24 protein-coding genes are annotated in these 22354 nt (G+C 72.5%); 9 read left to right on the top strand and 15 right to left on the bottom strand.

Translation table 11 applies throughout. The annotated features are described in order from the left end of the window. Positions 1-12: 12 nt before the first annotated feature. From dacB to QC818_RS16255, 3 genes are all read right to left on the bottom strand, one after another. Entirely contained in the window at positions 13-1455 is a 1443-nt protein-coding gene (dacB, locus tag QC818_RS16265; protein WP_309653911.1) for a D-alanyl-D-alanine carboxypeptidase/D-alanyl-D-alanine endopeptidase, read from the bottom strand. 73 nt (positions 1456-1528) lie between these two features. Further along, a complete protein-coding gene (locus tag QC818_RS16260) occupies positions 1529-1861 on the bottom strand; it encodes a DMT family transporter (protein ID WP_374710099.1) in 333 nt (110 codons plus the stop codon). After that, positions 1858-2274, bottom strand: a complete 417-nt coding sequence (locus tag QC818_RS16255) for a PACE efflux transporter (protein WP_309653909.1) — start codon at positions 2272-2274, stop codon at positions 1858-1860. Before QC818_RS16255 ends, QC818_RS16260 begins: the two co-directional genes overlap by 4 nt. A gap of 119 nt (positions 2275-2393) precedes the next feature. On the opposite strand from QC818_RS16255, the gene QC818_RS16250 reads away from it, so the two are divergent. Then, entirely contained in the window at positions 2394-3287 is an 894-nt protein-coding gene (locus QC818_RS16250; protein ID WP_309653908.1) for a LysR family transcriptional regulator, read from the top strand. Positions 3288-3290: 3 nt separating this feature from the next. Here QC818_RS16250 and trmB read toward each other — a convergent pair whose 3' ends face one another. Then, positions 3291-3980, bottom strand: coding sequence for a tRNA (guanine(46)-N(7))-methyltransferase TrmB (gene trmB, locus QC818_RS16245; RefSeq protein WP_309653907.1), 690 nt, complete (start codon positions 3978-3980; stop codon positions 3291-3293). A gap of 218 nt (positions 3981-4198) precedes the next feature. On the opposite strand from trmB, the gene QC818_RS16240 reads away from it, so the two are divergent. Genes QC818_RS16240 through QC818_RS16230 form a run of 3 tightly spaced genes read left to right on the top strand, consistent with a single transcriptional unit; the run spans position 4199 to position 6880 of the window. Further along, entirely contained in the window at positions 4199-6091 is a 1893-nt protein-coding gene (locus QC818_RS16240) for a beta-ketoacyl synthase (protein WP_309653924.1), read from the top strand. Next, entirely contained in the window at positions 6088-6573 is a 486-nt protein-coding gene (gene coaD / locus QC818_RS16235; RefSeq protein ID WP_309653906.1) for a pantetheine-phosphate adenylyltransferase, read from the top strand. The genes QC818_RS16240 and coaD overlap by 4 nt, the downstream gene beginning before the upstream one ends. A 58-nt stretch (positions 6574-6631) precedes the next feature. After that, complete coding sequence (locus tag QC818_RS16230) at positions 6632-6880, top strand: YfhL family 4Fe-4S dicluster ferredoxin (RefSeq protein ID WP_309653905.1); 249 nt, start codon at positions 6632-6634, stop codon at positions 6878-6880. A 73-nt stretch (positions 6881-6953) separates the two neighbouring features. On the opposite strand, the gene QC818_RS16225 is transcribed toward QC818_RS16230, so the two are convergent. After that, a complete protein-coding gene (locus tag QC818_RS16225) occupies positions 6954-7277 on the bottom strand; it encodes a hypothetical protein (RefSeq protein WP_309653904.1) in 324 nt (107 codons plus the stop codon). A 142-nt stretch (positions 7278-7419) separates the two neighbouring features. Between QC818_RS16225 and QC818_RS16220 the strand changes: the two genes are divergently transcribed. The 3 genes from QC818_RS16220 (at position 7420) to QC818_RS16210 (ending at position 10835) form a co-directional block, all read left to right on the top strand. Further along, a complete protein-coding gene (locus QC818_RS16220) occupies positions 7420-8763 on the top strand; it encodes an MATE family efflux transporter (protein WP_309653903.1) in 1344 nt (447 codons plus the stop codon). 107 nt (positions 8764-8870) lie between these two features. Then, positions 8871-10181 (top strand): short-chain fatty acid transporter, encoded by a 1311-nt coding sequence (locus tag QC818_RS16215; RefSeq protein ID WP_309653902.1) that lies wholly within the window; start codon positions 8871-8873, stop codon positions 10179-10181. Between the two features lie 150 nt (positions 10182-10331). Then, positions 10332-10835 (top strand): acyl-CoA thioesterase, encoded by a 504-nt coding sequence (locus QC818_RS16210; RefSeq protein ID WP_309653901.1) that lies wholly within the window; start codon positions 10332-10334, stop codon positions 10833-10835. A 144-nt stretch (positions 10836-10979) separates the two neighbouring features. Here QC818_RS16210 and QC818_RS16205 read toward each other — a convergent pair whose 3' ends face one another. Together QC818_RS16205 and QC818_RS16200 are read right to left on the bottom strand one after the other, a co-directional pair. Continuing rightward, positions 10980-11111, bottom strand: coding sequence for an entericidin A/B family lipoprotein (locus QC818_RS16205; RefSeq protein WP_309653900.1), 132 nt, complete (start codon positions 11109-11111; stop codon positions 10980-10982). A gap of 78 nt (positions 11112-11189) precedes the next feature. Continuing rightward, positions 11190-11936 (bottom strand): sulfite exporter TauE/SafE family protein, encoded by a 747-nt coding sequence (locus QC818_RS16200; RefSeq protein ID WP_309653899.1) that lies wholly within the window; start codon positions 11934-11936, stop codon positions 11190-11192. A 109-nt stretch (positions 11937-12045) separates the two neighbouring features. Between QC818_RS16200 and QC818_RS16195 the strand changes: the two genes are divergently transcribed. Then, the gene (locus QC818_RS16195) at positions 12046-12477 is read left to right on the top strand and encodes an HIT family protein (RefSeq protein ID WP_309653898.1); all 432 of its coding nucleotides are present in this window, start codon (positions 12046-12048) and stop codon (positions 12475-12477) included. Positions 12478-12481: 4 nt separating this feature from the next. On the opposite strand, the gene QC818_RS16190 is transcribed toward QC818_RS16195, so the two are convergent. Next, a complete protein-coding gene (locus QC818_RS16190) occupies positions 12482-12841 on the bottom strand; it encodes a hypothetical protein (RefSeq protein WP_309653897.1) in 360 nt (119 codons plus the stop codon). Further along, entirely contained in the window at positions 12838-13350 is a 513-nt protein-coding gene (locus QC818_RS16185; protein WP_309653896.1) for a hypothetical protein, read from the bottom strand. Before QC818_RS16185 ends, QC818_RS16190 begins: the two co-directional genes overlap by 4 nt. Positions 13351-13515: 165 nt before the next feature. Here QC818_RS16185 and QC818_RS16180 point away from each other — a divergent pair, with 165 nt between their 5' ends. Then, positions 13516-13989: a Dps family protein gene (locus QC818_RS16180; RefSeq protein WP_309653895.1), complete on the top strand. Its 474-nt coding sequence runs from the start codon at positions 13516-13518 to the stop codon at positions 13987-13989. Positions 13990-14038: 49 nt separating this feature from the next. Here the strand turns inward: QC818_RS16180 and QC818_RS16175 are convergent, their stop codons facing one another. From QC818_RS16175 to QC818_RS16150, 6 genes are all read right to left on the bottom strand, one after another. Next, the gene (locus QC818_RS16175) at positions 14039-15403 is read right to left on the bottom strand and encodes a DNA recombination protein RmuC (RefSeq protein WP_309653894.1); all 1365 of its coding nucleotides are present in this window, start codon (positions 15401-15403) and stop codon (positions 14039-14041) included. Between the two features lie 10 nt (positions 15404-15413). Continuing rightward, positions 15414-16880 carry an aminoacyl-histidine dipeptidase gene (locus QC818_RS16170; RefSeq protein ID WP_309653893.1) on the bottom strand — a complete coding sequence of 489 codons (1467 nt, stop codon included), beginning with the start codon at positions 16878-16880 and terminating at the stop codon, positions 15414-15416. A gap of 32 nt (positions 16881-16912) precedes the next feature. After that, the gene (locus QC818_RS16165) at positions 16913-19123 is read right to left on the bottom strand and encodes a tRNA(Met) cytidine acetyltransferase TmcA (protein WP_309653892.1); all 2211 of its coding nucleotides are present in this window, start codon (positions 19121-19123) and stop codon (positions 16913-16915) included. A 37-nt stretch (positions 19124-19160) separates the two neighbouring features. After that, the gene (locus tag QC818_RS16160; RefSeq protein WP_309653891.1) at positions 19161-20525 is read right to left on the bottom strand and encodes a TRAP transporter large permease; all 1365 of its coding nucleotides are present in this window, start codon (positions 20523-20525) and stop codon (positions 19161-19163) included. Next, the gene (locus tag QC818_RS16155) at positions 20525-21154 is read right to left on the bottom strand and encodes a TRAP transporter small permease subunit (protein ID WP_309653890.1); all 630 of its coding nucleotides are present in this window, start codon (positions 21152-21154) and stop codon (positions 20525-20527) included. Before QC818_RS16155 ends, QC818_RS16160 begins: the two co-directional genes overlap by 1 nt. 120 nt (positions 21155-21274) lie before the next feature. Continuing rightward, the gene (locus QC818_RS16150; RefSeq protein WP_309653889.1) at positions 21275-22351 is read right to left on the bottom strand and encodes a TRAP transporter substrate-binding protein; all 1077 of its coding nucleotides are present in this window, start codon (positions 22349-22351) and stop codon (positions 21275-21277) included. Positions 22352-22354: the final 3 nt, after the last annotated feature.

The following is a 22354-nucleotide window of genomic DNA, read 5'->3' as shown; positions in this document are numbered from 1 at the left end:
CGAGCGAAGCGCTCAATGTGCCTCGATCATGGCGTCGAGGTCCACCGAGAGCCGGTCCAGCACCCGCGACCAGCTCAGGTAGGGGGTGGAGGCCGTGCCGTTGACCAGCACCGTGAACACCCCCCAGCGCCCCGAACGGGTGCGGAAGTAGCCGGCCACGGCGCGCACCGTCACCGGCTGGTTGAGGGTGCCGGTCTTAAGCATTACATGGTGCTGGAAGGCCTCGGAGCCGCGGCGGATGAAGCGCATCACGCCGTTGCCCGGCGACTGCAGCGCGGCCACGAAGCTGGGAAACAGCGCGGGCCGGCGGAACATGTGCTCGAGCAGCGCGTTGGTGCCCGCCGCCGTGGTGCGGTTCTCCGGGGTCAGGCCGCTGCCGCTGTCCAGGCGTAGCTCGCCGTGGCCCGGCAGGCCCTCGGCGAAGGCCTCGATGGCGTCCCCGGCCTGCACCAGGGTCGGCCGCGGCGTCTCGGCCAGGTTCAGGGCCAGGGTGTCGGCCATGAAGTTGTTGGAGTAGTTGAGGGTGCGCAGCAACAGCTCCTGGAGGGGCTCGCCGTCCACCGCCGCGAGCCGATGGGCGCCGGCCGGCGGCGCCAGGGTGGTGGTGACCCGCTCCCCCGCCACCTCGATGCCGGCCTGGCCGAGCATCTCCTGCAGCAGGCGGGCGGCCTGCTCGGCGGGATCGGAGCTGGTGCGATAGACCTGGCGGGGGTGGGCATTGGTGGAGATCCGGCCCGCCACGCGCATGATGTCCTCGCCGTCCCGGGTCAGCCGCTCGGCGGTGAGCTGGGTGCCGCTATCGTCGGGCCGGGTGGTGACCCGGTTGTCGATGGCCGGCAGGCGGGACTGGCTGTCGCAGCCGGTCACCACCGCCGGCTCGCCGGGGGTGCGCGCCGGGGCCACGGTGACGCACCAGTTGCCGTAATTGACCGCCGCCGAGGACAGCAGCGCGCTGTAGGCGTTGTCGACCCGCCGTTGCCCCTCGCAGCGATCGGTGGTAATGCAGGTCACCGGGCCGAAGCGCCACTGGCTCACCACCAGCCGCCCGCTCACCTCGCGCACCCCGGCCTGGTGGAGGCGCTGCACCAGCCGCCACAGGTCCTCGGTGGTCAGCGCCGGGTCGCCGCCGCCCTCGAGGATCAGGTCGCCGTCCAGCACCCCCGCCGCATCCGGCTCGGCGGTGCCGAGCAGGCGGGTGGTGAAGCGATGCTGGGGGCCGAAGCGATCCAGAGCCGCGGCCGCCAGGTAGACCTTCGACACCGAGGCCGGCGACAGGGCCTCCCGCGGCGCGAGGCTGCCGAGGGTCGCGCCGGGCTCGCCGTTGCCCAGCAGGCGGGCCTCGGCGCCGATCCGGAAGCCGTCGTCGGCCAGCGCCTCGAGGCGCGGGAAGCCCTGCGCCTCGACGGCCAGGGGCAGTAGCATCAACAGACAGGCGACGAGGCGACGGGGCAGCATGGCATCTTCCGTGGCGGCGAGGGGAAAAGGCCCGCAGTCTACCCTCGCCGCGGGCGGGATTCGAGCGTCCGCGTCAGTGCGCGGAGACGCTCGAGAAGGCCTGGATGATCACCACGCCGCCGACGATCATCGCCAGGCCGAGCACGGCGGGCGGGTCGAGGCGCTCGCCGTAGACCAGCACCCCGATCAGGGTCACCAGGACGATGCCCAGCCCCGCCCAGAAGGCGTAGGCGATCCCCACCGGCAGGGTCCGCAGGGCGAAGGTCAAGGCATAGAAGGCCAGGGCGTAGCCCACCACCACCGCCACGCTCGGCCAGAAGCGGGTGAACTCCTGGGACGCCTTGAGCGAGCTGGTGGCGACGACTTCGGCGACGATCGCCAGGGCCATGTACAGGTAGGCCATCAGGCACCTCCCCGCGCCAGGTAATGGCGCATCACGATATCGAACAGTGTATTGAAGATCAGGGCATGCAGCAGGAAGAAGGCCATGAGCCCGAGATCCAGCCAGAAGGCCTCGACCAGGCCGATGCCCAGCCACCAGGCCACCGCCGGCAGGGTCATCACCAGCAGCCCCAGCTCGAAGCCGACGGCCTGGGCGAGACGCTGCCCCAGGCGGCGCCGCCGGGTCGGCACCCAGGCGTCGAACAGCCGGTTCCAGACCAGGTTCCAGAGCATCGCCACGCTGGCCAGCCCCACCGCCAGTGCCCCGATCTCGCCGACGCCGTGGCCGGTCAGCCCGCTCGCCAGCGGCGTGACCAGCGCCAGCCCGATGGCCTCGAAGAGCACCATGTGCGTCACGCGTTCCTTCCAGGAGCGCATCTCGACCTCCTCGCACCGCGCATGTCACGAGGTCATGCGACCTCGACCCGGCGCCCTATTCTCGCCATGATGTCGATGGATGCGAGTTCGAATCCATCTATATTTCAGATAGGTCACCCATGCGCTGGACCCTCGATCAGCTGGAGGTGCTCGTCGCCTGCGCCGAGCACGGCTCCTTCTCCGCCGCCGCCCGCCATCTGGGGCGCGCCCAGTCGGCGGTTAGCACCGCCATCGCCCACCTGGAGGCCGATCTGGGCTGCACGCTCTTCACCCGCGAGGCCCGCCTGCCGCGCCTCACCGAGGCCGGCGAGGCCCTGCTCCACGAGGCGCGCACGGTGATCCACCAGTGCCAGCGCCTGGATGCCCGGGCTCAGGCGATCGCCCAGGGCGAGGAGGCGCGGCTGGTGCTGGCCATCGACGAGGCGCTGGTGGAGATGCCCCAGGTGGACGCCACCCTGGAGGCCCTGGCCCGGCACTATCCCGCCCTGCAGCTGACCCTGCTCTACGGCGCCCAGGGCGACATCGCCAGCTGGGTGGAGGAGCGCACCGCCGACCTCGGGATCGTGCTGGGGCGGCTGGGCCGCGGCCCCCTGCTGGAAGGCGTGCCGATCGCCCACCTGCGCCAGGCGCTGGTGGTCGGCCGCCACCATCCCCTGGCGGCGCTGCGCTCCCCCGCCCCCGGCGATCTGGCCGCCCACCGCCAGCTGCTGATCGCCTCGCGCTCCCAGGGCGACGATGCGGCGGCCCCGCTGAGCGCCCAGTTCTGGCGGCTCAACAGCTTCTATTCCATGGCCGAGCTGGTCACCCGCGGCCTGGGCTGGGCGCTGGTGCCCCAGCACATCGCCCAGTACCCGCCCTTCCGCGACCACCTGGCGGCCTTCCCCGGCGAGGCCCTGGGCACCCTGCCGGTCATCGAGGTGGAAACGGTCTTCCGCCGCGACGCCGCCCGCGGGCCCATCGCCCGCTGGCTGCGTCGGACCCTGGGCGAGCGCTTCCGCGAGCGGCGGCACTGAGGCTCAGGCCCGGGGCATCAGCGCCGGCCGGTGCGGCAGTTCCACGACCAGCCGCCACAGCGGCTGGCCGCTGAGGTGGTACTTGCGCTCGAAGTGGGTGAGGAAGTCGCCCGCCGGGTCATGAGCCTCCACGGCGGCCGCCGCCCCGGTCGCCTGCTCGACGGCCAGCGCGAACTCCTCGACGTAGAGCCGCCAGTTGGAGCGCAGCTCCAGGCGCCCGCCCAGCCCCAGGATGGCGGGCAACACCGGGTGGCCCTGCCAGCGCAGCTTGAGGTGGGTCGACTTGGGATAGGGGTTGGGATACAGCAGGTAGTGGCGGAGCGGTCGCCAGCCGTCGTCCAGCGCCAGGCGCCAGAAGTCCACCAGGTCGGCACGCACCAGCCGGGCGTTGCCGGGCAGGGCGCCATGATCCCGGGACAGCCGGTCGGCGCTGCGATCGACGCCGATCACCGCGGCCTCGGGGTGGGCCTCGGCCAGGCGCCGGGTCGAGCGCCCCACTCCGCAGCCGGCATCCAGGATCAGCGGCGCGCCGGCACGCTCGGCCCGCCAGGCGCGGGCCTCCTCGAAGGCCGCCCGGGTGTGCTCGGCCACCGGCTTGCGCAGCGGGTGGGCCAGGGCGCGGGCTACCCGGCGCGCCAGGTCGTGATGGGGGCCGGGCTGATTGGAGGTGATGATGCGCGAGCGCTCTGCCATGACGAATACCGGGTGCGGGAGGAGGGCCGCCATTCTAGCAGTCGGCCGGGCCGCCGCGTACGCGCGCCCCGCGAAGGGGGCCCGCCGCCGCATGCCCCGGCATGACGGCGTGGCGGGCCGGGTGCTATGATCCATGGCCTGTATACAGGCGACTTCAGCCCAGACATCAACCCCACAGCGAGGACTCCGGCTTGTCTCATTTACCGGTGATCGTGGGCATGGGCGGCGTGAATCCCGCCGGCCGAACCTCGGGCCACCAGGCGTTTCGCCGCACCGTGCTCGACGCCCTGCCCGACGACGACCAGGCCCAGACGCTGCTCGGCCTGGCGGCCATGATGCGCCTGGCCAGCGCCCAGGCGGACGATGCCTGGCACGACGCCGACGGCCAGCCCCTCGATGCCGCCGCCCTCGTCGAGCAGACCCGCCAGCGGGTGCTCGATCACACGCTCATCCGGCGCATCGAGGACCCCCGGTTCAACGCCGAGGGACTGCCCGCCAACCGCCGCGCCCACCTGGCCCTCGAGGCTCCGATGACCTTCCGCGTGCGGCGCCGCCAGCTGCCCGCGGACCTGCCGGCCACCTGGCAGGTCCGCGAGATCGACCGCCGCACCCTGGAGGTCACGGTGCCCGCCGGCGAGATGGACGTGATGCTGCCCGAGACGCGCCCCGCCCAGGTGCGGGCCGCCGGCCAGCTGCCCTCCGGCTTCGACCCCAGCCGCCTGTATCGCAGCGTCCACCACCCCCGCGGCCTGTCGATGACGGTCTTCGCCGCCAGCGACTGCCTGGGCGACAGCGGCCTGAGCTGGGACGCGCTGCGCGATCGCCTCGATCCGGACCAGGTCGCCGTGTATGCCGGCAACTCCATCGGCCAGCTCGACGACGAGGGCTGGGGCGGGCTGCTCAAGAGCTTCGTCTCCGGCAAGCGGGCGACCTCCAAGCAGATGCCGCTGGGCTACGGCCAGATGCCGGCCGACTTCCTCAACGCCTATGTGCTGGGCAGCGTGGGCGGCACCGGTGCGGCCCTGGGCGCCTGCGCCAGCTTCCTATACAACCTGCGGCTGGGCGTCGACGACATCCGCGCCGGCCGCCGCCGGGTGGTGATGGTCGGCACCGCCGATGCGCCCATCACCCCCGAGATCATCGAGGGCTTCCGCGCCATGGGCGCCCTGGCCGACGACGACAGCCTCAAGGCCCTGGACGCCCTGGAGCTGCTCACCGACCTGGACTACCAGCGGGCCTGCCGCCCCTTCGCCCGCAACTGCGGCTTCACCATGGGCGAGTCCAGCCAGTTCCTGATGCTGATGGACGACGCCCTGGCCCTGGAGGTCGGCGCCGAGGTGCGCGGCAGCGTGCCCGACGTCTTCGTCAACGCCGACGGCTGGAAGCGCTCGATCTCGGCGCCGGGCATCGGCAACTACATCACCCTGGGCAAGGCGGCCTCGCTGGTCCGCGACCTGCTCGGCGAGCGGGCCCTGCGCGAGCGCACCTTCCTCCACGCCCACGGCACCAGCACCCCGAAGAACCGGGTCACCGAGTCCCACGTCTTCGACCTGGTCGCCCGGGCTCACGGCATCGAGGACTGGCCGGTGGTGGCGATCAAGGCCTTCGTCGGCCACTCCCAGGGCAGCGCCGCCGGCGACCAGCTGGCCAGCGCCCTGGGCAGCTTCGCCCACGGCCTGCTGCCGGGCATCCCGACCCTCGACGCCGTGGCCGACGACGTCCACACCGAGCGCCTGCGCCTGTTCCGCGAGCCGCAGCGCTTCGCCGCGGACGCCGCCTTCGTCAACGCCAAGGGTTTCGGCGGCAACAACGCCACCGGGGTGGTGCTGTCGCCGGCGGTCACCGAGCGCCTGATGGCCGCCCGCCACGGCGAGGACGCGCTGGCCGCCTGGCGGCGACGCCGCGAGGCCACCCGGGAGGCCGCCGCCGCCTACCATCACGAGGCCGACCACGGCCGCTTCCAGGCCCGCTATCGCTTCGGCGAGGGCGTGCTGGAGGGGCCGGAGCTGGAGGTCGCCGAGGACGCCATCCGCATCCCCGGCTACGCCCGCCCGGTCTCGCTGGCCGTGGACAACCCCTTCGGCCGACTGGACGACGCGGAGGACGCATGACCATCGCCGTCTATCCCGGCACCTTCGACCCCATCACCAACGGCCACTACGACCTGATCGAACGGGCCGCCCGGCTGTTCGACAAGGTGGTCGTCGCCATCGCTACCAGCCCGGGCAAGGGCCCGGCGCTGGCGCTGGACGCCCGCCTCGCCCTGGCCCGCACCGTGGTGGCGGGGCTGGACAACGTCGAGGTGGTCGGCTTCTCGGGGCTGATGACCGAATTCATGAAGCAGCAGCAGGCTCGCGTGCTGCTGCGCGGCCTGCGGGCGGTGTCGGACTTCGAGTACGAGCTGCAGCTGGCCAACATGAACCGCGCCCAGATGCCCGAGCTGGAAACCGTCTTCCTGACCCCGGAGGTCGAGAACTCCTACATCTCCTCGACCCTGGTCCGCGAGATCGCGCGGCTGGGTGGCGACGTCTCGAAGCATGTGCATCCCGAGGTCGCCCGGGCGCTCGAGAACCATTACAATACCCGACCATGACACTCGGGCATGACGCCCCGAGACCGACCGCGCCGGCCACGATTCCGTGAGGTACCCCATGGCCCTGATGATCACCGACGAGTGCATCAACTGCGACGTCTGCGAACCCGAATGCCCCAACGGCGCCATCTCGCCGGGGGAGGAGATCTACGTCATCGATCCCGAGCTGTGCACCGAGTGCGTGGGGCACTACGACGAGCCCCAGTGCCAGCAGGTCTGCCCGGTGGACTGCATCCCGCTGGACCCGGAACGTCCGGAGAACCGGGACCAGCTGATGGAGAAATACCACCGCATCACCGCGGCCTGACGAGGCCCCGATGCGCCCGCCGACGCCCCGCCCTCGTGCGGGGCGTCGGCGTTTGCGTGCCCGGGCCGGGCCCCTAGAGCTCGTCGGCGCGCTTGCTGATGGCGCACCCCAGGCAGCGCCGGAAGGTCGCCTCGGCCGGGGTCCGGATCAGGGTCTCCGCCGCGCCCTCGACATTGCCGCCCAGGGCGCTGAAGGGCAGCGAGACCAGGAAGACCGCGGTGCCGCCCAGGGTCGCCGCGGCCAGCAGCGGCCGCGCCACCAGCGCATCCGCCACCATGGCGCCGCCGCTGGGCCGCGCTTCCGCGTCGCGCCCGTCCGCCGCCCAGGCCGGCTGCCCGGCCACCGCCAGGGCCAGTGCCAGGGCGGCCCCGATGCCCCATCCCGTCGCTCGTGTCATCTCGGTTCTCCTCGCCAAGCCTGCCGACACCGGCGGATGCCGACCCTTCCCCAAGGGTAGCCGGGAATCGGCGCCGCGGAGACTTGCGCGCGCCTCCGCGGGCGGCCATCCTGCCGGCCTCGTCTTCCGGAACGGAGCCGCCGTGACCTCGTCCGCCCCCGCCACGCCCGCCCAGGCCCCCCGACGCATCTGGGCGCTGGCCTGGCCGATCATCCTCTCCAACGTCACCGTGCCGCTGCTCGGCCTGGTGGATACCGCCGTGGTCGGCCACCTGTCGGACTCCCGCTACCTGGCCGCCGTGACCCTGGGCGCCACCCTGTTCGGCTTCCTGTACTGGGGCTTCGGCTTCCTGCGCATGGGGACCACCGGCCTGACCTCGCAGGCGGTGGGCCGGGAGGACGACGACGGGATCCGCACCCTGCTCGGCCAGTCGCTGCTGCTGGCCGCACTCATCGGCGGCGCGCTGATCCTGGCCGGCGAGCCGCTGGTCGCGCTCGGCCTGCGGCTGCTGGACGGCAGCGCCGAGGCCACCGCCCTGGCCACCGAGTATGCCCGGATCCGGCTGCTCTCGGCGCCGGCGGTGCTGGCCAACTACGCCATCCTCGGCTGGTTCCTGGGCCAGCAGAACTCCCGGGTCACCCTGGCGCTGCTGGTGCTGACCAACGGCGTCAACATCGTCCTGGACCTGGTGTTCGTGGTGGGGCTGGGCATGACCAGCGACGGGGTGGCCTGGGCCACGGCGATCGCCGACTACAGCGCCCTGGCCTTCGGCCTGTGGCTGGTGGCGCGCCGCCTGCGGCAGCTGGGCGGACGCGCGCGGCGCGACCGACTGTGGCGACCGGGCGCCTACGCCGAGCTGTTCCGGGTCAACGCCCACCTCTTCGTGCGCACCCTGGGGCTGCTGTTCGCCATGGCCTTCTTCACCTCGCGCGGGGCGGCCCAGGGCGACACCGTGCTGGCGGCCAACGCCGTGCTGCTGCAGTTCATCATGCTGACCTCCTATGGCCTCGACGGCTTCGCCCACGCCACGGAAGCCCTCACCGGGCGCTCGGTGGGCCGCGGACGCTTCGACGAGTTCGCCGCGGCGGTGCGCGCCGCGGCGCGCTTCTCGCTGGCCACCGCCGGGGCCGCCGCCCTGGCCTTCGCCCTGGGCGGGGAGTGGTTGATCGCCGCCCTCACCGACCTGCCGGCGGTACGCGACACCGCCGCCCGCTACCTGCCCTGGATGGTCGCCATGCCGCTGATCGCGGTATGGAGCTACCTGCTGGACGGCGTCTTCATCGGCGCCACGGCGATCCGCGAGATGCGCAACAGCATCTTCGCGGGGCTGGCCCTCTACCTGCCGGTCTGGTGGCTGACCCAGGGGCTCGGCAACCATGGCCTGTGGCTGGCCTTCACCGCCTTCACCGCGATGCGCTCCGCCACCCTGGCCGCCTACTACCTGCGCTACCGGCGCGAACGCTGGGCGAGCGAGGAAAAAAATTAGACATTCGTCTCTTTTGACAACATTTCGCGCTTGAGCCAGCGTTGTCCGGCAACCGGCGTGCCGCCCTCCCGCGCGGCGCGCCGCCACGCCATGAAAAGGACGTCATCATGCTCAAGGTACTCTCCCGGCCGGCGGTGAAGCTGGTCGAACGCTATCTTCCGGATCCCTACATCTTCGTGCTGCTGCTGACGGTGATCGCCGCCGCCGCGGCCATCGCCGTGGAGCGCCAGACGCCGCTGGCGGTGCTGCGCTTCTGGGGGGACGGCTTCTGGAACCTGCTGACCTTCTCCATGCAGATGCTGCTGGTGCTGGTCACCGGCTTCATGCTGGCCAGTTCGCCGCCGGTCAAGCGGCTGCTGCAGCGCCTGGCCGGCCTGGCCCGCACCCCCGGGGCGGCCATCGTGCTGGTGACCCTGGTGTCGCTGGCGGCCAGCTGGATCAACTGGGGCTTCGGCCTGGTGGTCGGGGCGCTGTTCGCCAAGGAGCTGGCCCGGCAGGTCCGGGTCGACTACCGGCTGCTGGTGGCCAGCGCCTACTCCGGCTTCATCGTCTGGCACGGCGGGCTGGCCGGCTCGGTGCCGCTGACCATCGCCACCGAGGGCCACTTCAGCGCCGAGCGCATCGGCGTGATCGGCACCGGCGAGACCATCTTCTCGCTGTTCAACCTGGCGATCGTGCTGGCGCTGTTCGTCGCCGTGCCGCTGTTCAACCGCCTGATGCTGCCGGACGACCGCGACAGCGTGTTCATCGACCCGAGCCTGCTCGAGGACGACGAGGCGCGGCATGCGCGCATCACCCGCCCCGCGGAGCGCCTGGAGAACAGCATGACCCTGGCCTGGCTGGTGGGCATCCCGGGCCTGCTGTTCCTCGCCGACCACTTCCTGCTGCAGGGCGGCGGGCTCAACCTCAATGTGGTCAACTTCCTGTTCCTGTTCCTGGCCATCGTGCTGCACCGGACCCCGCGCAGCCTGCTGGAGAGCCTCCACGAGGCCATCAAGGGCGGCGCGGGCATCGTCATCCAGTTCCCCTTCTATGCCGGCATCATGGCGATCATGGTCCAGTCGGGCCTCGCCGAGTCGCTGTCCCAGGCGCTGATCGCCATGGCCACCGAGACCACCCTGCCGTTCTGGAGCTTCCTCAGCGCCGGGGTCGTCAACCTCTTCGTGCCCTCCGGGGGCGGCCAGTGGGCGGTGCAGGCGCCGGTGATGCTCCCCGCGGCCGAGGCGCTGGGCGTGGACATCCCCCGGGTGGCCATGGCCGTGGCCTGGGGCGACGCCTGGACCAACCTGCTGCAGCCGTTCTGGGCCCTGCCGGTGCTCGGCATCGCCGGGCTCAAGGCCAAGGACATCATGGGCTTCTGCCTGGTCCAGCTGCTGCTGACGGGGCTGATCATCGCCGCCGGCCTGACCTGGCTCTAGGCAGGCACCGATTCCCCGCTGCGCTAGGCGACCCGCCTTTCTCGCCCGCGACACCGATCGGCGCCTGCCTACCGCTCGATCACGCCTTGTCCCCATCCCGGGGGCAAGGCGTTATGCTGGGGGGACAACAGCGCAAAGGATCTCTCCCCGATGGACGAACACGCCCTCCCCGGCCAGCACGAGCTGAGCATGACGGTGCTGATGACCCCCGACATGGCCAACTTCAGCGGCAAGGTGCACGGCGGGGCCATCCTCAAGAAACTCGACGAAGTGGCCTATGCCTGCGCCAGCCGCTATTCGGGCCACTATGTGGTGACCCTGTCGGTGGATCAGGTGCTGTTCAAGCAGCCCATCCACGTCGGCGAGCTGGTGACTTTCCTGGCCAGCGTCAACCACGTCGGCCGCTCCTCGATGGAGATCGGCATCAAGGTGGTCGCCGAGGACATCCAGAACAAGCTGATCCGCCACACCAACAGCTGCTACCTGACCATGGTGGCGGTGGACGAGGCCGGAAAGCCGGCCCGGGTGCCGCCCCTCGGCCTGGAGACGCGGACCCAGAAGCTGCGCTTCGAGAAGGCGGCCCTGCGCAAGAAGCTGCGCAAGCAGGCCGAGGAGGAGGAGCGCCGCGCCCAGGTCGAGCACGACGCCGGCTGACGCCCTTCCGGGCAACAGCCGGCGTGCGCCCGGGGGGCGCGCCCACGGCTCGACGGCGTCATCCAGCCGTGGCCCGGGGCCCGCAGAGAGATGGCGCAGGCCCTCCGCGACGGGCCTCATCACGGCCGTCGCGGAGGGCCGCGCTCAGTAGGAGGACTCCTGGATGGCTTCGCCGCCCTCCTCGATGTCCTGGCCCACGCCGCGCACCGTGTTGCAGCCGGCGAGCAGGGACAGCGTGAAGAGGGCGGCGATCGACAGCAGCAGGGTGCGCTTCATGGGACCTCCCGATCCGGTGGTGGAACAAGCGGGTGCTCATTCAATCTAGCAGGCCGGCGGCGGCCGGACAGCCGTCGTTCAGCTCAGCACCAGGCGCAGCAGGATGGCCAGGATCACCCCCACCGTCAGCCACTTCACCCAGAGGGCCCCCCGCGGGCCCATGTTGACCCTCACCGCCAGCCAGGCCCCGGTCATGCTGCCCGCGGCCAGCGCCAGCCCGTGCCCCCAGCGCACCTGCCCCTCGACCGCGAACATGGCCAGCGCCGGCAGGGTGTAGACCAGCACGATCAGCACCTTGAAGACGTTGACCTGGGCCAGGTCGATGCGCAGCCCGCGATAGAGCAGCACGATGAACAGGATCCCCACCCCGACCTGGATGAAGCCGCCATAGACGCCGATGGCGAACATCGCCAGGTAGACCGCGGGAGTGAGCCGGTCCGGGGTCAGCGGCCGGGTGTCGAGGCGCGGCTGGGGCAGCAGCATCAGCAGCGCCGACAGCGCCATGACGCCGGCCAGCACCGACTCGAACAGGGCATCGCTGATCCCCAGGGCCAGTCGGGTCCCCAGCAGGGAGCCGACCATCGCCGGCACCGCCAGGCGCAGGCACAGGCCGAGGTGGCGGGCGCCGGCCCGCAGGAAGCTGGTCACCGCCGAGACGCTCTGCAGGACGATGGACACCCGGTTGGTGCCGTTGGCGGCCTGGGGCGGCAGCCCCAGGAAGATCAGCAGCGGCAGGGTGAGCATCGAGCCCCCCGCCGACAGCACGTTGATGAAGCCGGCCAGCCCGCCGATGACGAACAGGGCCAGGGCATCGAGCAGCGACATGATGGCGTCCCTTCCATGGCACGGTGAAGCGTCGCCGGGCATGTCCCGGCGACGCCGCTGTGCCATCATAGCCCCATCCTCCCCCCGGAACGCCAGCAGGAGACGCCCCATGACGGATTTCACGCCGGATGACCGCCTCGTCGAGGACAGCTATCCGGTCACCGAGCTGCCGCTGTGCCAGCTGAGGCTGATGGACGACGCCCGCTATCCCTGGCTGGTGCTGATCCCGCGACGGCCAGGGGCGGTGGAGGTCTTCGACCTGGACGACGACGAGCAGCATCGCCTGTGGCAGGAGGCCGGCCTGGTCGGTCGCGCCCTGAAGGAGGCCCTGGGCGGCGACAAGCTCAACATCGCCAGCCTCGGCAACCTGGTGCCCCAGCTGCACGTCCACGTGGTCCTGCGCCGCGAGGGGGACGCCGCCTGGCCGGGGCCGGTCTGGGGGCAGGGCCGGGCCGAGCCCTATGACCTGGACGGCCTGGCGGCGATGCGCGACCGCCTGCTGGCGATGCTCGAGGGCATCGACGCCCTGCGCCTGGGCTGAGGCCTCAGGGCCTCGCCGATAGCCGGCGGCCGAGGGCGGCGATCAGCGGCTCGGCCAGCGCCGGCGGCAACGGCCGGTCGCCGCGATGGGCGGTGATCGCCAGGCGCGATCCCGCCTCGGCCGGCGCCACCCGCAGGCGCAGCCGGTAGCCCGGCCAGCGGGCGATCACCGCCTCCAGCCGCCCCAGCTCGACATCGGCGTGGCGGATCACGTAGCCCCGCGCCATCAGCAGGGCCATCGCTTCCTCCAGCACCGCCGCCGGCGCCGCCTCCAGGGTGCGGGTGGCGGGCACGGCCGGCGGCGGCGCTGTGGCGCACCCCGCGAGCCACAGCGCCAGGCCGGCGGCCAGCAGCCGTCGTCTCATGCGTCCTCCTCCGCGCGGCGCCGGATGGCCTCGCGCAGCTCGCGGCAGAAGCCGGCATCGCTGGCGGTGCGGGCGCGGCGCAGCTCGCCGCGCCAGTCGAACAGCCGCAGGTCGCGGCTGACGCGGACCGTCGCGCCCCCCGCCACCACCGACACCCGCTCGATCCCGGTGGCCTCGTCGTCGAGCACGCCGAGCCCCCCGCCGACCAGCACGCCGCCCCCGACATGGCCGTGGCGCCCCAGCAGGAAGATGTCCGGCTCCGGGGCACCGTGGAAGACGGCAGGCCGCGCCCGCTCGGCGCTGACCAGCCCCAGCGATGCCTCGGTATGGCGGATCACGAAGCCCTCGGCCTCCAGGGCCGCCACCACCGGGGCCGGCCCGGCCGGCGACGCCCAGCGACAGGCCGCCGCCGGCGGGGGCTCGGCCTCGGGCAGCCGCGACGGCGTGGCCTGGCAGCCGGCCAGGCCCGCCAGCAGCAGCACCGCCCAGGCAAGGGGCGCTCGACGCATGCTCGGTCCTCCCGTGCGCTTTCCGTCAGTCTAGCCCCCTTGAAGGAGGCCGATGACGTCCGCACGTCATCGAATGAGGCTATGATGGCCATGCATGGAATTCGCTTACCCCCCGCCATGCCCGCGCCTAGAATGGCATCCACACGCGATCAAGGAGGCATCCGCATGAGTGACATCAACAGCATCGGCCTGCACGAGTCCAGCGCCAGCCAGCTCGCCGAGCGGCTCAACGTGCTGCTGGCCAACTACCAGATCTTCTACATGAACGTGCGCGGCTACCACTGGAACGTGAAGGGTCAGGACTTCTTCCAGCTTCACGCCAAGTTCGAGGAGTTCTACACCGACCTGCTGGCCAAGGTCGACGAGGTCGCCGAGCGCATCCTGACCCTGGGTCACGAGCCGGTGCATGCCTACAGCGACTACTTCCGCATCGCCAGCATCGAGGAAGACAAGGACGTGCACGACGGCCAGGCCTGCGTGCGGGGCGTGCTGCAGGGCTACCAGCAGCTGATCGAGCTGCAGCGCGAGATCCTTTCCCTGGCCTCCGACGCCGACGACGAGGGCACCGCGGCCCAGGTCGGCGACTACATCCGCGAGCAGGAAAAGACGGTCTGGATGCTGAGCGCCTACCTGGGCTGAGGCGCCGCGCGCTCCGGAACCGAGAACGCCGCCCCGAGGGCGGCGTTTTTCATGGCGGGTCGTCGGGCGCCGCCTCCCGGGAGGCGCGCACCAGCGCGTCGGGCAGCGGCTTCTTCATGCGTACCCCCAGCCGCTCCAGCTCCCGGGCCTGGGCCACCAGGCTGCCCTGCCCCTCGGAGAGCCGGTTCAGCGCCCGGCGGTGGCTCTCGCCGGCCCGCTCCAGGTGGCGTCCCACCTCCTGCAGGCTGTCGACGAAGCCGCCGAACTTGGCCAGCAGCCGCTCGGCCCGCTCGCCGATCTGGCGGGCGTTCTCGTTCTGGCGCTCCAGGCTCCACAGGCTGGTCACCGTGCGCAGGCTGGCCAGCAGGGTGGTGGGCGTGACCATCACCACCTGGCGCTCGAAGGCTTCCTGGAAGAGGCCGGGATCGCGCTCGAAGGCGGCGGCGAAGGCCGGCTCCACGGGCACGAAGAGGAACACGAAGTCCGGCGAGTGCAGGCCCGGCAGGCCGGGATAGTCCTTGGCCGCCAGGCCCTGCACGTGCTGGCGCAGCGACTGCAGGTGCTCGCGCATGGCGGCCTCGCGCTCGGCCTCGTCGTCGGCGTTGACCACCCGGGTCCAGGCGGAGAGCGAGACCTTGGCGTCGACGATCAGGTGACGCGACTCGGGCAGGTAGATCACCGCGTCCGGCCGGCGCCGCCCCGCCTCGCCGTCGATCGTGACCTCGCGGCGGTACTCGATGTCGCGACGCAGGCCGCTGCGCTCCAGGACGGTCTCCAGGATCAGCTCGCCCCACTGGCCCTGGGCCTTCTGGTCGCCCTTGAGCGCCCGAGCCAGGGAGGCGGCCTCGTCGCCGAGCCGGGCGTTGAGCCCGGCGAGCTGGTCGAGCTGCGCCTTGAGGGCGCCGCGCTCGCGCTGCTCCTCGCCATGCAGCGCCTCGACCCGCTCCCGGAACTGCTCGACCTGCTCGCGGAACGGCCTGAGCAGGGCCTCCAGGCGCTCGCGGCTCTGGGCGTGGTAGGCCTGCTGGCGCTCCTCGAGGACCCGCCCGGCGAGCTGGTGGAACTCGTCCTTGAGGCGCTCCCGGGCCTCCTCGAGCAACGCCAGCTGCTCCCGGTGACGCAGCGCCGCCTGCTCGCGCTCGGCCTCCAGACGCGCCGCCCGCTCCCGCTGCTCGGCCAGGCGATCCTGGGTCGCGGCGTGGGCCGCCTCCAGGGACGCCAGCTGCTCGCGGCAGGCGTCGAGCTGGGTATCGCTCTGAGCCAGCTCCTGCTCGAGGCGCCCCCGCGCGGCCTCGACCTCGGCCAGGCGACGGGCCAGGCGCCGCCGGCCGACCAGGGCCCAGGCGCCGACGGCCAGCGCCAGCAGCCCCAGCACCGGCAGCGAGGACGACAGCGTGCTCCAGGCCTCGTTCATGCTCGCCCCCTCAGGCCGGCGCGGCCGCCAGGTCCTCGACCAGCGCCCGCAGCAGGCTCCAGAACTCCTCCACCGAGGCGATCTCGACCCGCTCGTCCGGCGAGTGGGCGCCGCGGATCAAGGGGCCGAAGGAGATCATCGCCATCTCGGGGTACTTGGCGCCGAGGATGCCGCACTCGAGGCCGGCATGGATCACCTTGACCTCCGGATCGACGCCCAGCCGGTCCCGGTGCAGGGCGCGGAAGCGCGCCAGCAGCGGGCTGTCGGGCGCCGGGGCCCAGCCCGGGTAGGCGTTCTCGACCCGGGTGCGGGCGCCGATCAGGTCGAACAGCGCCCGGAAGCGGTCGGCCAGGTCGGCGACGGCGCTGTCGCGCAGCGAGCGCACCAGGGCGCAGAGGTGGAAGCGCCCCGCCTCCAGGCTGACCACGCCCAGGTTGTTGGAGGTCTCCACCACCCCCGGCACCGCCACGCTCATGCGTTCGACGCCGCAGGGCGCGGCGTGCAGGGCGGCGACCAGCAACCGGCTGGCGTCGCGGGTCAGCCCCTCAGCCGAGGCCGGCGGGGCGACATCCAGGCTCAGCGCCAGGCCGTCGTCGACCCCGGCCAGCTCCGCGCGCAGTTCCTGCTCGAGGGCCGCCAGCCGCCGGCGGGCTGCCGCGACCTCCTCGGCGGGCAGCGCCAGGGTGGCGAAGGCCTCCCGCGGCAGGGCGTTGCGCAGGGTGCCCCCCCGGTAGTCGATCAGGCGGGCATCGTAGGCCTCCAGGGCCCGCAGCGCCCGCACCATCAGGCGGTTGGCGTTGCCCCGCCCCTTGTCGATGTCGATGCCGGAGTGGCCGCCGGCCAGGCCGGTCAGGGCCAGGCGCACCGGCGTCTCGTCGTCCCCGAGCCCGGCGACGGGCAGCTGGGCGTCGACCACCACGTCGGCGCCGCCGGCACAGCCGATGTAGACCTGGCCGCGATCCTCCGAGTCGAGGTTGAGCAGCACCCGCCCCTCGAGCCAGTCCTCGGCCAGGTTCAGCGCCCCGCCCATGGAGGACTCCTCCTCGAGGGTGAACAGCGCCTCCAGGGGCCCGTGGGTCAGGGCCTCGTCCTCGAGGATGGCCAGCGCCGCGGCCACGCCCAGGCCGTTGTCGGCGCCCAGGGTGGTGTGGCGGGCGTGCAGCCAGCCGTCCTCGACATAGGTGTCGATGGGATCGCGGGTGAAGTCGTGGGGGTGGTCGGCGTTGGCCTGAGCCACCATGTCCAGGTGGCCCTGCAGCACGACGCCCGGGGCGGCCTCGTGGCCGGGCGTGGCCGGCTTGCGCAGGCGCAGGTTGCCGGCGGCGTCACGGTCATGGGCCAGCCCCCGAGCCTCCGCCCAGTCCTCGAGGCGAGCCACCAGGGCGGCCTCATGACCGGAGGGGCGCGGGGTGTTGCACAGGGTGCGGAAATGCCGCCACAGCGGCGGCGGCGAGAGTCGCTCGAGATGTGCGTTCATGGCGCTTCTGTATCGTGGTTGACCCGGGCACTCTACCGGCCCGCCGCGCCCGGGGAAAGCGCCACGGCCTGCTCCCAGCGGGCCACCTGCTCGCGCCGCCAGGCATCGACCCGGCGCGCCCCGTCGAGCCCCAGGCGCGCCGCCAGCCAGGCGCCGTCGCGCCCCTGGAAGGCCCAGGCGGCCAGCAACGCCAGCTCGGGGTCGCGAGCCCCGGCCACCGCGGCCCGGCGGATCAGCGCCTGGAGGGCGGGGCGCGCCAGGGCCGGCTCGCGATGGCCGTGGGCCACGTCCGCCAGGTCCTGGCGCGCCGCCGCGGACAGCGCAGGGGCCTGGCCCTCGGCCAGCAGCGCCAGGACCACGCCGGGATCGAGCGCGGCGAGCTCGAAGGCCAGCAGGGCCGGCAGCAGGGCCTGGAAGCGCGCCGCCAGGCCATCGGCGAGGACCGCGCCGCCCTCGCCGGCGGGCGCGACCACCATCACGGCATGCTCCCCGGTGGCGGCCTCGCGGGTCAGCCCCAGGCGCACGGCGCGGAAGCCCTGAGCCTGCCAGAAGGCCAGCAGCCCGGGCTCGGCGCCGAAGCTCGCGCCCAGCAAGTCCTGCCCCGCCGCCCGGGCCGCGGCCAGCTCGGCGGCCAGCAGGCGCCGGCCGAGGCCCTGGCGGCGCCGCTCGGGATGCACGGCGATGCGCAGCACCCGACGCAGCCGGCCGCTCAGGGCCTCGCGACAGCCGGCATGGGCGGCCAGCGACTGGGCCAGCAGGTGCCCCCGGGGACGCCGCTCGCCCCGGGCCACCCGCTCCGCCAGCCCGGCCTCGAAGCCGCCCTCGTCGCCGGTAACCGCCACCGCCGCCGGCCCCGCGGCGTCCTCCAGCACCGCCACCCGGGTGCTCGGACCGTCCAGCAGCCTGCGCAGGTCGGCCGGGGTGGTGCGATAGTGGGCCTGGACCAGCAGCCCGAACAGCGCGCGCAGCCGGGGCTCGTCCCGGGCCAGGGCCTCGCGGTCGAGCCATCGCTCCCGCGGCGCCCCGGCGGTCGCCGCGGGCTCGGCATCCAGCATCAGCAGGCGGGTGGTCAGGGCCTCCAGCGGGTCGCCCGCGGCCCAGCGAATGGGCGCGGCCAGGTGGCACTCCCGCCAGCCCGGCGTCAGGCGCTCCAGCCGCTCGCGAAAGCGCAGCGCGAAGCCCCGGCCGGCGCCCTCGTAGCCGTGGACCGTGGTGGCGAAGGCGACCCGCGGGAAGGCCTCGAGCCAGCCGCCGAGCAGCCCGGCGGGAATCGCCGCGGCCTCGTCCACCAGCAGCCAGCTGCCGGCGCCGCCGGCCTCGCCGCGCTCGACCCGCTCGGTCAGGGCGTCCGGCGCCAGGAAGGTCACCCGCCCCGCCCCCCAGTGGAACGCCTGCCCCTGGCGACGCCCCTCGGGGCAGAGCTCGGCCAGGCGGGCGAACAGCCCGGCCACCGCCGCGGGCCGCGGCGCGGTGACCAGGATCTCCGCCTCGCCCCGGGCCAGCAGCCGGGCACAGGCGATGCCCAGGGCAGCGGTCTTGCCGCGCCCCCGATCGGCGGTCAGCACCAGGGGCCGGCGGCGGCGCAGGCGTACCAGCCGGGCCACGGCCTCGGCCTGGTCGCCGGTCAGGCAGTCCGGATCGTCGGGCGCCGGGGTCGGCGCCGCCGCCTCGGGCCAGGCGGGGATCCGCGGCGGCCCCGCGGCGGGCCAGCGGATGGTCTCCGGCGACGCCGCCAGCTGCCGCGCCAGCCGCGCCAGGTAGCGGGAGGAGAGCTGCTCCGGCCGCCAGGGGTGCTCGGCCAGTCGAGCATAGTCGGCATCGGGGCGTGCGCCCCAGTCCGGCGGCGTCAGCAGCACCAGCAGCCCGCCGGCGCGCAGGGTGCCGGCGATCGCGCCGAAGGCGTCCGGGTCGAAGCCGGCCTTGGACGAGGCCGCGTCGACCACCACCAGCCCCTGTTCGCCGCCCAGCCGGGTACGCGCCTTGCCGGCGGGCAGCGGCGCGATGCCGGCGGCCTCCAGCGCCGGCAGGGCCGGCCCCAGCCACAGCGGCGCCGGCCAGTCGCGGGCTCGCCACAGGGCCAGGGCGCGAGCCACCGCCGTCTCGGCGGGGGCGGCGATCCACACCAGCCCGCGCCAGTGCCGCCGGCCCAGGGCCTCGGCGGCGGCGATCAGGCATTGCAGGGCCCGGGGGTCGGAAACGGCCGAAGCCGCCCCGGGGGCGGCTTCGGATGGGTCGGTGGGCACGCTGGCATCCTCGCGTCGGGAAGGTCGCCCAAGCATCTCAACCATAGGCCACGCTGGGCAACCAGGTGGCGATGGCCGGCAGGGTGAAGACCAGTGCCAGGGCCACCAGCTGGATGATGATGAAGGGCACCACCCCGCGGTAGATGTCGGTGGCGGTGATCTCCGGCGGCGCCACGCCCTTGATGTAGAAGAGCGCGAAGCCCACCGGCGGCGTCAGGAAGGACGTCTGCAGGCACATGGCGAAGAGGATGGTGAACCACACCAGATCGAAGCCCAGGCTCTGCACCACCGGCGCCACCAGCGGCAGGATGATCAGGGTGATCTCCACCCAGTCGAGGAAGAAGCCCAGCAGGAAGACCGCGAACAGGATGGTGATGATGATGCCGGTGGGGCCGAAGGGCAGGCCCAGCAGGGCGTCCTCGATCACCTCGTCGCCGCCCAGGCCGCGCAGCACCACCGAGAAGGCGGTGGCCCCCAGGAAGATGGCGAAGATGAACGCTGAGGTGCGGGTGGTCTGGTAGAGCGACTCGCGCATCACCGGCAGGTTGAGCCGCCCGGACAGCAGCGCCAGCAGCAGCGCGCCCAGGGCGCCGACGCCGGAAGCCTCGGTGGGGGTGGCCACGCCGGCGAAGATCGAGCCCAGCACGCCCAGGATCAGCGCCGCGGTGGGGATCACGGCGACGATGACGTCCCAGATCACCCGCGGGCCGATCTCGGGCAGGTTATCCGGCACCGGCGCGGTGTGCGGCTGCAGCAGCGGCCGGCCGATGGCATAGATCACGTACATGGCGCCGAGCAGCAGCCCCGGGAAGAAGGCGCCCATGAAGAGGTCGCCCACCGAGGCCTCGGGCACCGCCAGGCGGTCGGCCATCAGCACCAGCATGATGGAGGGCGGGATCAGGATGCCCAGGGTGCCGGTGGCGCAGGCGGTGCCCACGGCGAAGCCCTTGTCGTACTTGTTCTCCATCATCACCGGCAGCGACAGCATGCCGAGCAGCACCACCGAGGCGCCGATGATGCCGGTGGTGGCGGCCAGCAACACCCCGATGACGATCACCGTCACCGCATAGCCGCCGCGGATCGCGCCGAACAGCTTGACCATGTTGTTCATCAGCCGCTCGGCGATGCCGGACTGGTCGAGCATGATGCCCATGAAGATGAACATGGGCAGGGCCACCAGGGTCTCGCTCTCGACCAGCCCCCAGACCCGCTCGGGCATCAGCGCCATGGAGGAGTTGTAGTCGAACCAGAGGTCGGCGCCGAAGCTCTCGACGGCGACCACGCCGATCACGGTCCAGACGAAGGCCGTGCCGCCCAGCACCCAGGCGACCGGAAAACCGGTCATCAGCAGCACCCCGAAGGTGGCGAACATGCCGATGACGTAAATGGCTTCGAGTGACATCAGCAGGCGTCTCCCTTGGCATTATCGGAGGCGAAGGGCTTGGGGAAGCCGAACAGCAGGGCGGTGACGCGCAGCAGCCGCGACAGGGCCGCCAGGATCAGCAGGGCGAAGGACAGCGCCACCACGGCCTTGAGGATCCAGCGGTTCGAGAGGCCGGCCGGCGCCGGGCTGGTCTCGCCCTGGGCGAAGGAGCTCATGGCGTAGGGCACCATCTCGTAGAGCGCGATGCTCAGGAAGGGCAGCAGCAGCAGCAGGATGCCCAGCAGCTCGATCCAGCCCTGGGCCCTGAGGCTCAGCCGCTCGTGGAGGACATCGACGCGCACGTGGTCGTCGGTGGTCAGGGTATAGGCCAGGCCCAGCATCCAGGCGGCGCCGGCCAGGTGCCATTGCCACTCCTCCAGGGTGACCGACCCCTGGCCGAAGGCATAGCGCCCCACCACCGCCCAGATGATCACCGCCACCACGACCAGCCATAGCCAGGAGGCGGCCTTGCCGATCAGCGCCAGGGCCGCATCGAGGCACTGGCTGGCGCGGGTCTGGGGCAGCGCGGTGTGATGGTGGACGAGCTCCTCCACCTCGGACGGACGCAGGCCGTGCGGGTCGGAAGCGTGACGATCAGGCTCCGTCATGGGATCTTCTCTCAAGCCAAGCGAGGCCCGCATGCACGGGCCTCGGGATGGATTCCGGAGCGGCGGCCGCGGGGACCGCCGCCTCGCCGATGCCCCGGCCGCGGAGGCCGGGGCGAGCGATCACTCCTCGCCGCCTTCCGGCGCGGTCAGGTCGGCGGGCAGGTAGGCCCGGCTGTCCCACACGGAGTAGGACTCCTGGAAGGCCTGCTGGCTCTCGTAGACGCGGCGGAAGTCCTCGTCATTGGCCGCCTCTTCCGCCAGCACCTCGTCGGTGACGGCCTTGAGCTCCTCCAGGACCTCGCGGGGAATCTGCTGGGCATTGACGCCCTCTTCCTGGAAGCCGGCCAGGACCTCGCCGTTCTTGTACTCGCCCTCGGCCAGGCCGCGGGTCACGGCGGCGGTGCACGAGGCCTCGACCAGCGCCTTCTGGGCCTCGCTGGCGCCGTCCCACTCCTCCTGGTTGATCAGCATGTACTGGGCGGTGAACGGCTGGTGCCAACCCGGGAAGAGGTTGTAGTTCACCACCTGGTCGAAGCCGAGGATCTGGTCGATGGCCGGCATGGAGAACTCGGTGGCATCGATGGTGCCCTTCTCCAGGGCCTGGAAGAGCTCGCCGCCCGGCATCATGGTCACCGAGGCGCCGAGACGCTCGAGCACCTTGCCGCCCAGGCCGGCGAAGCGGATCTTCAGGCCCTCGTAGTCGTCGAGGCTATCGATCTCCTGGGCGTACCAGCCGGCGGTCTCCGGCCCGATGATGCCGCACAGCTGGGCATGCACGTCGAAGCCCTTGTTGGCGTAGACTTCCTGGAGCATCTCGTGGCCGCCGCCGTAGTAGTACCAGCCGGTGAAGGCCCAGGGCTTGAGGCCGAAGGGCACGGCGGCGAACAGCGGCACCGCCGGCACCTTGCCCTGGTCGTAGCCGATCCAGGTGTAGCCGGCCTGGACCTTGCCGTCGGACACGGACTGCAGGATGTCGAAGGCCGGGATCAGCTCGCCGGGCTCGTAGACGCGGACCTCGATGGAGCCGTCGGAGGCGGTGGTCAGGTTGTCGGCCACCCAGGCCGCCGGCGAGCCCAGCCCCGGCAGGTTGGTCGAGAAGGCGGTCGGCATCCGCCAGCGCAGGTCGTCGGCCATGGCGGTGCCGGTGACGAGGGCGAAGGCGCCGGCACAGCCGGCCAGGGTCTTGACGAGTGTCATGGT

Source organism: Halomonas koreensis (assembly GCF_031451675.1).
In the GTDB taxonomy this organism is placed as follows: Bacteria; Pseudomonadota; Gammaproteobacteria; order Pseudomonadales; family Halomonadaceae; genus Halomonas; species Halomonas koreensis.
This window is presented reverse-complemented; position numbering and strand designations above follow the sequence as displayed.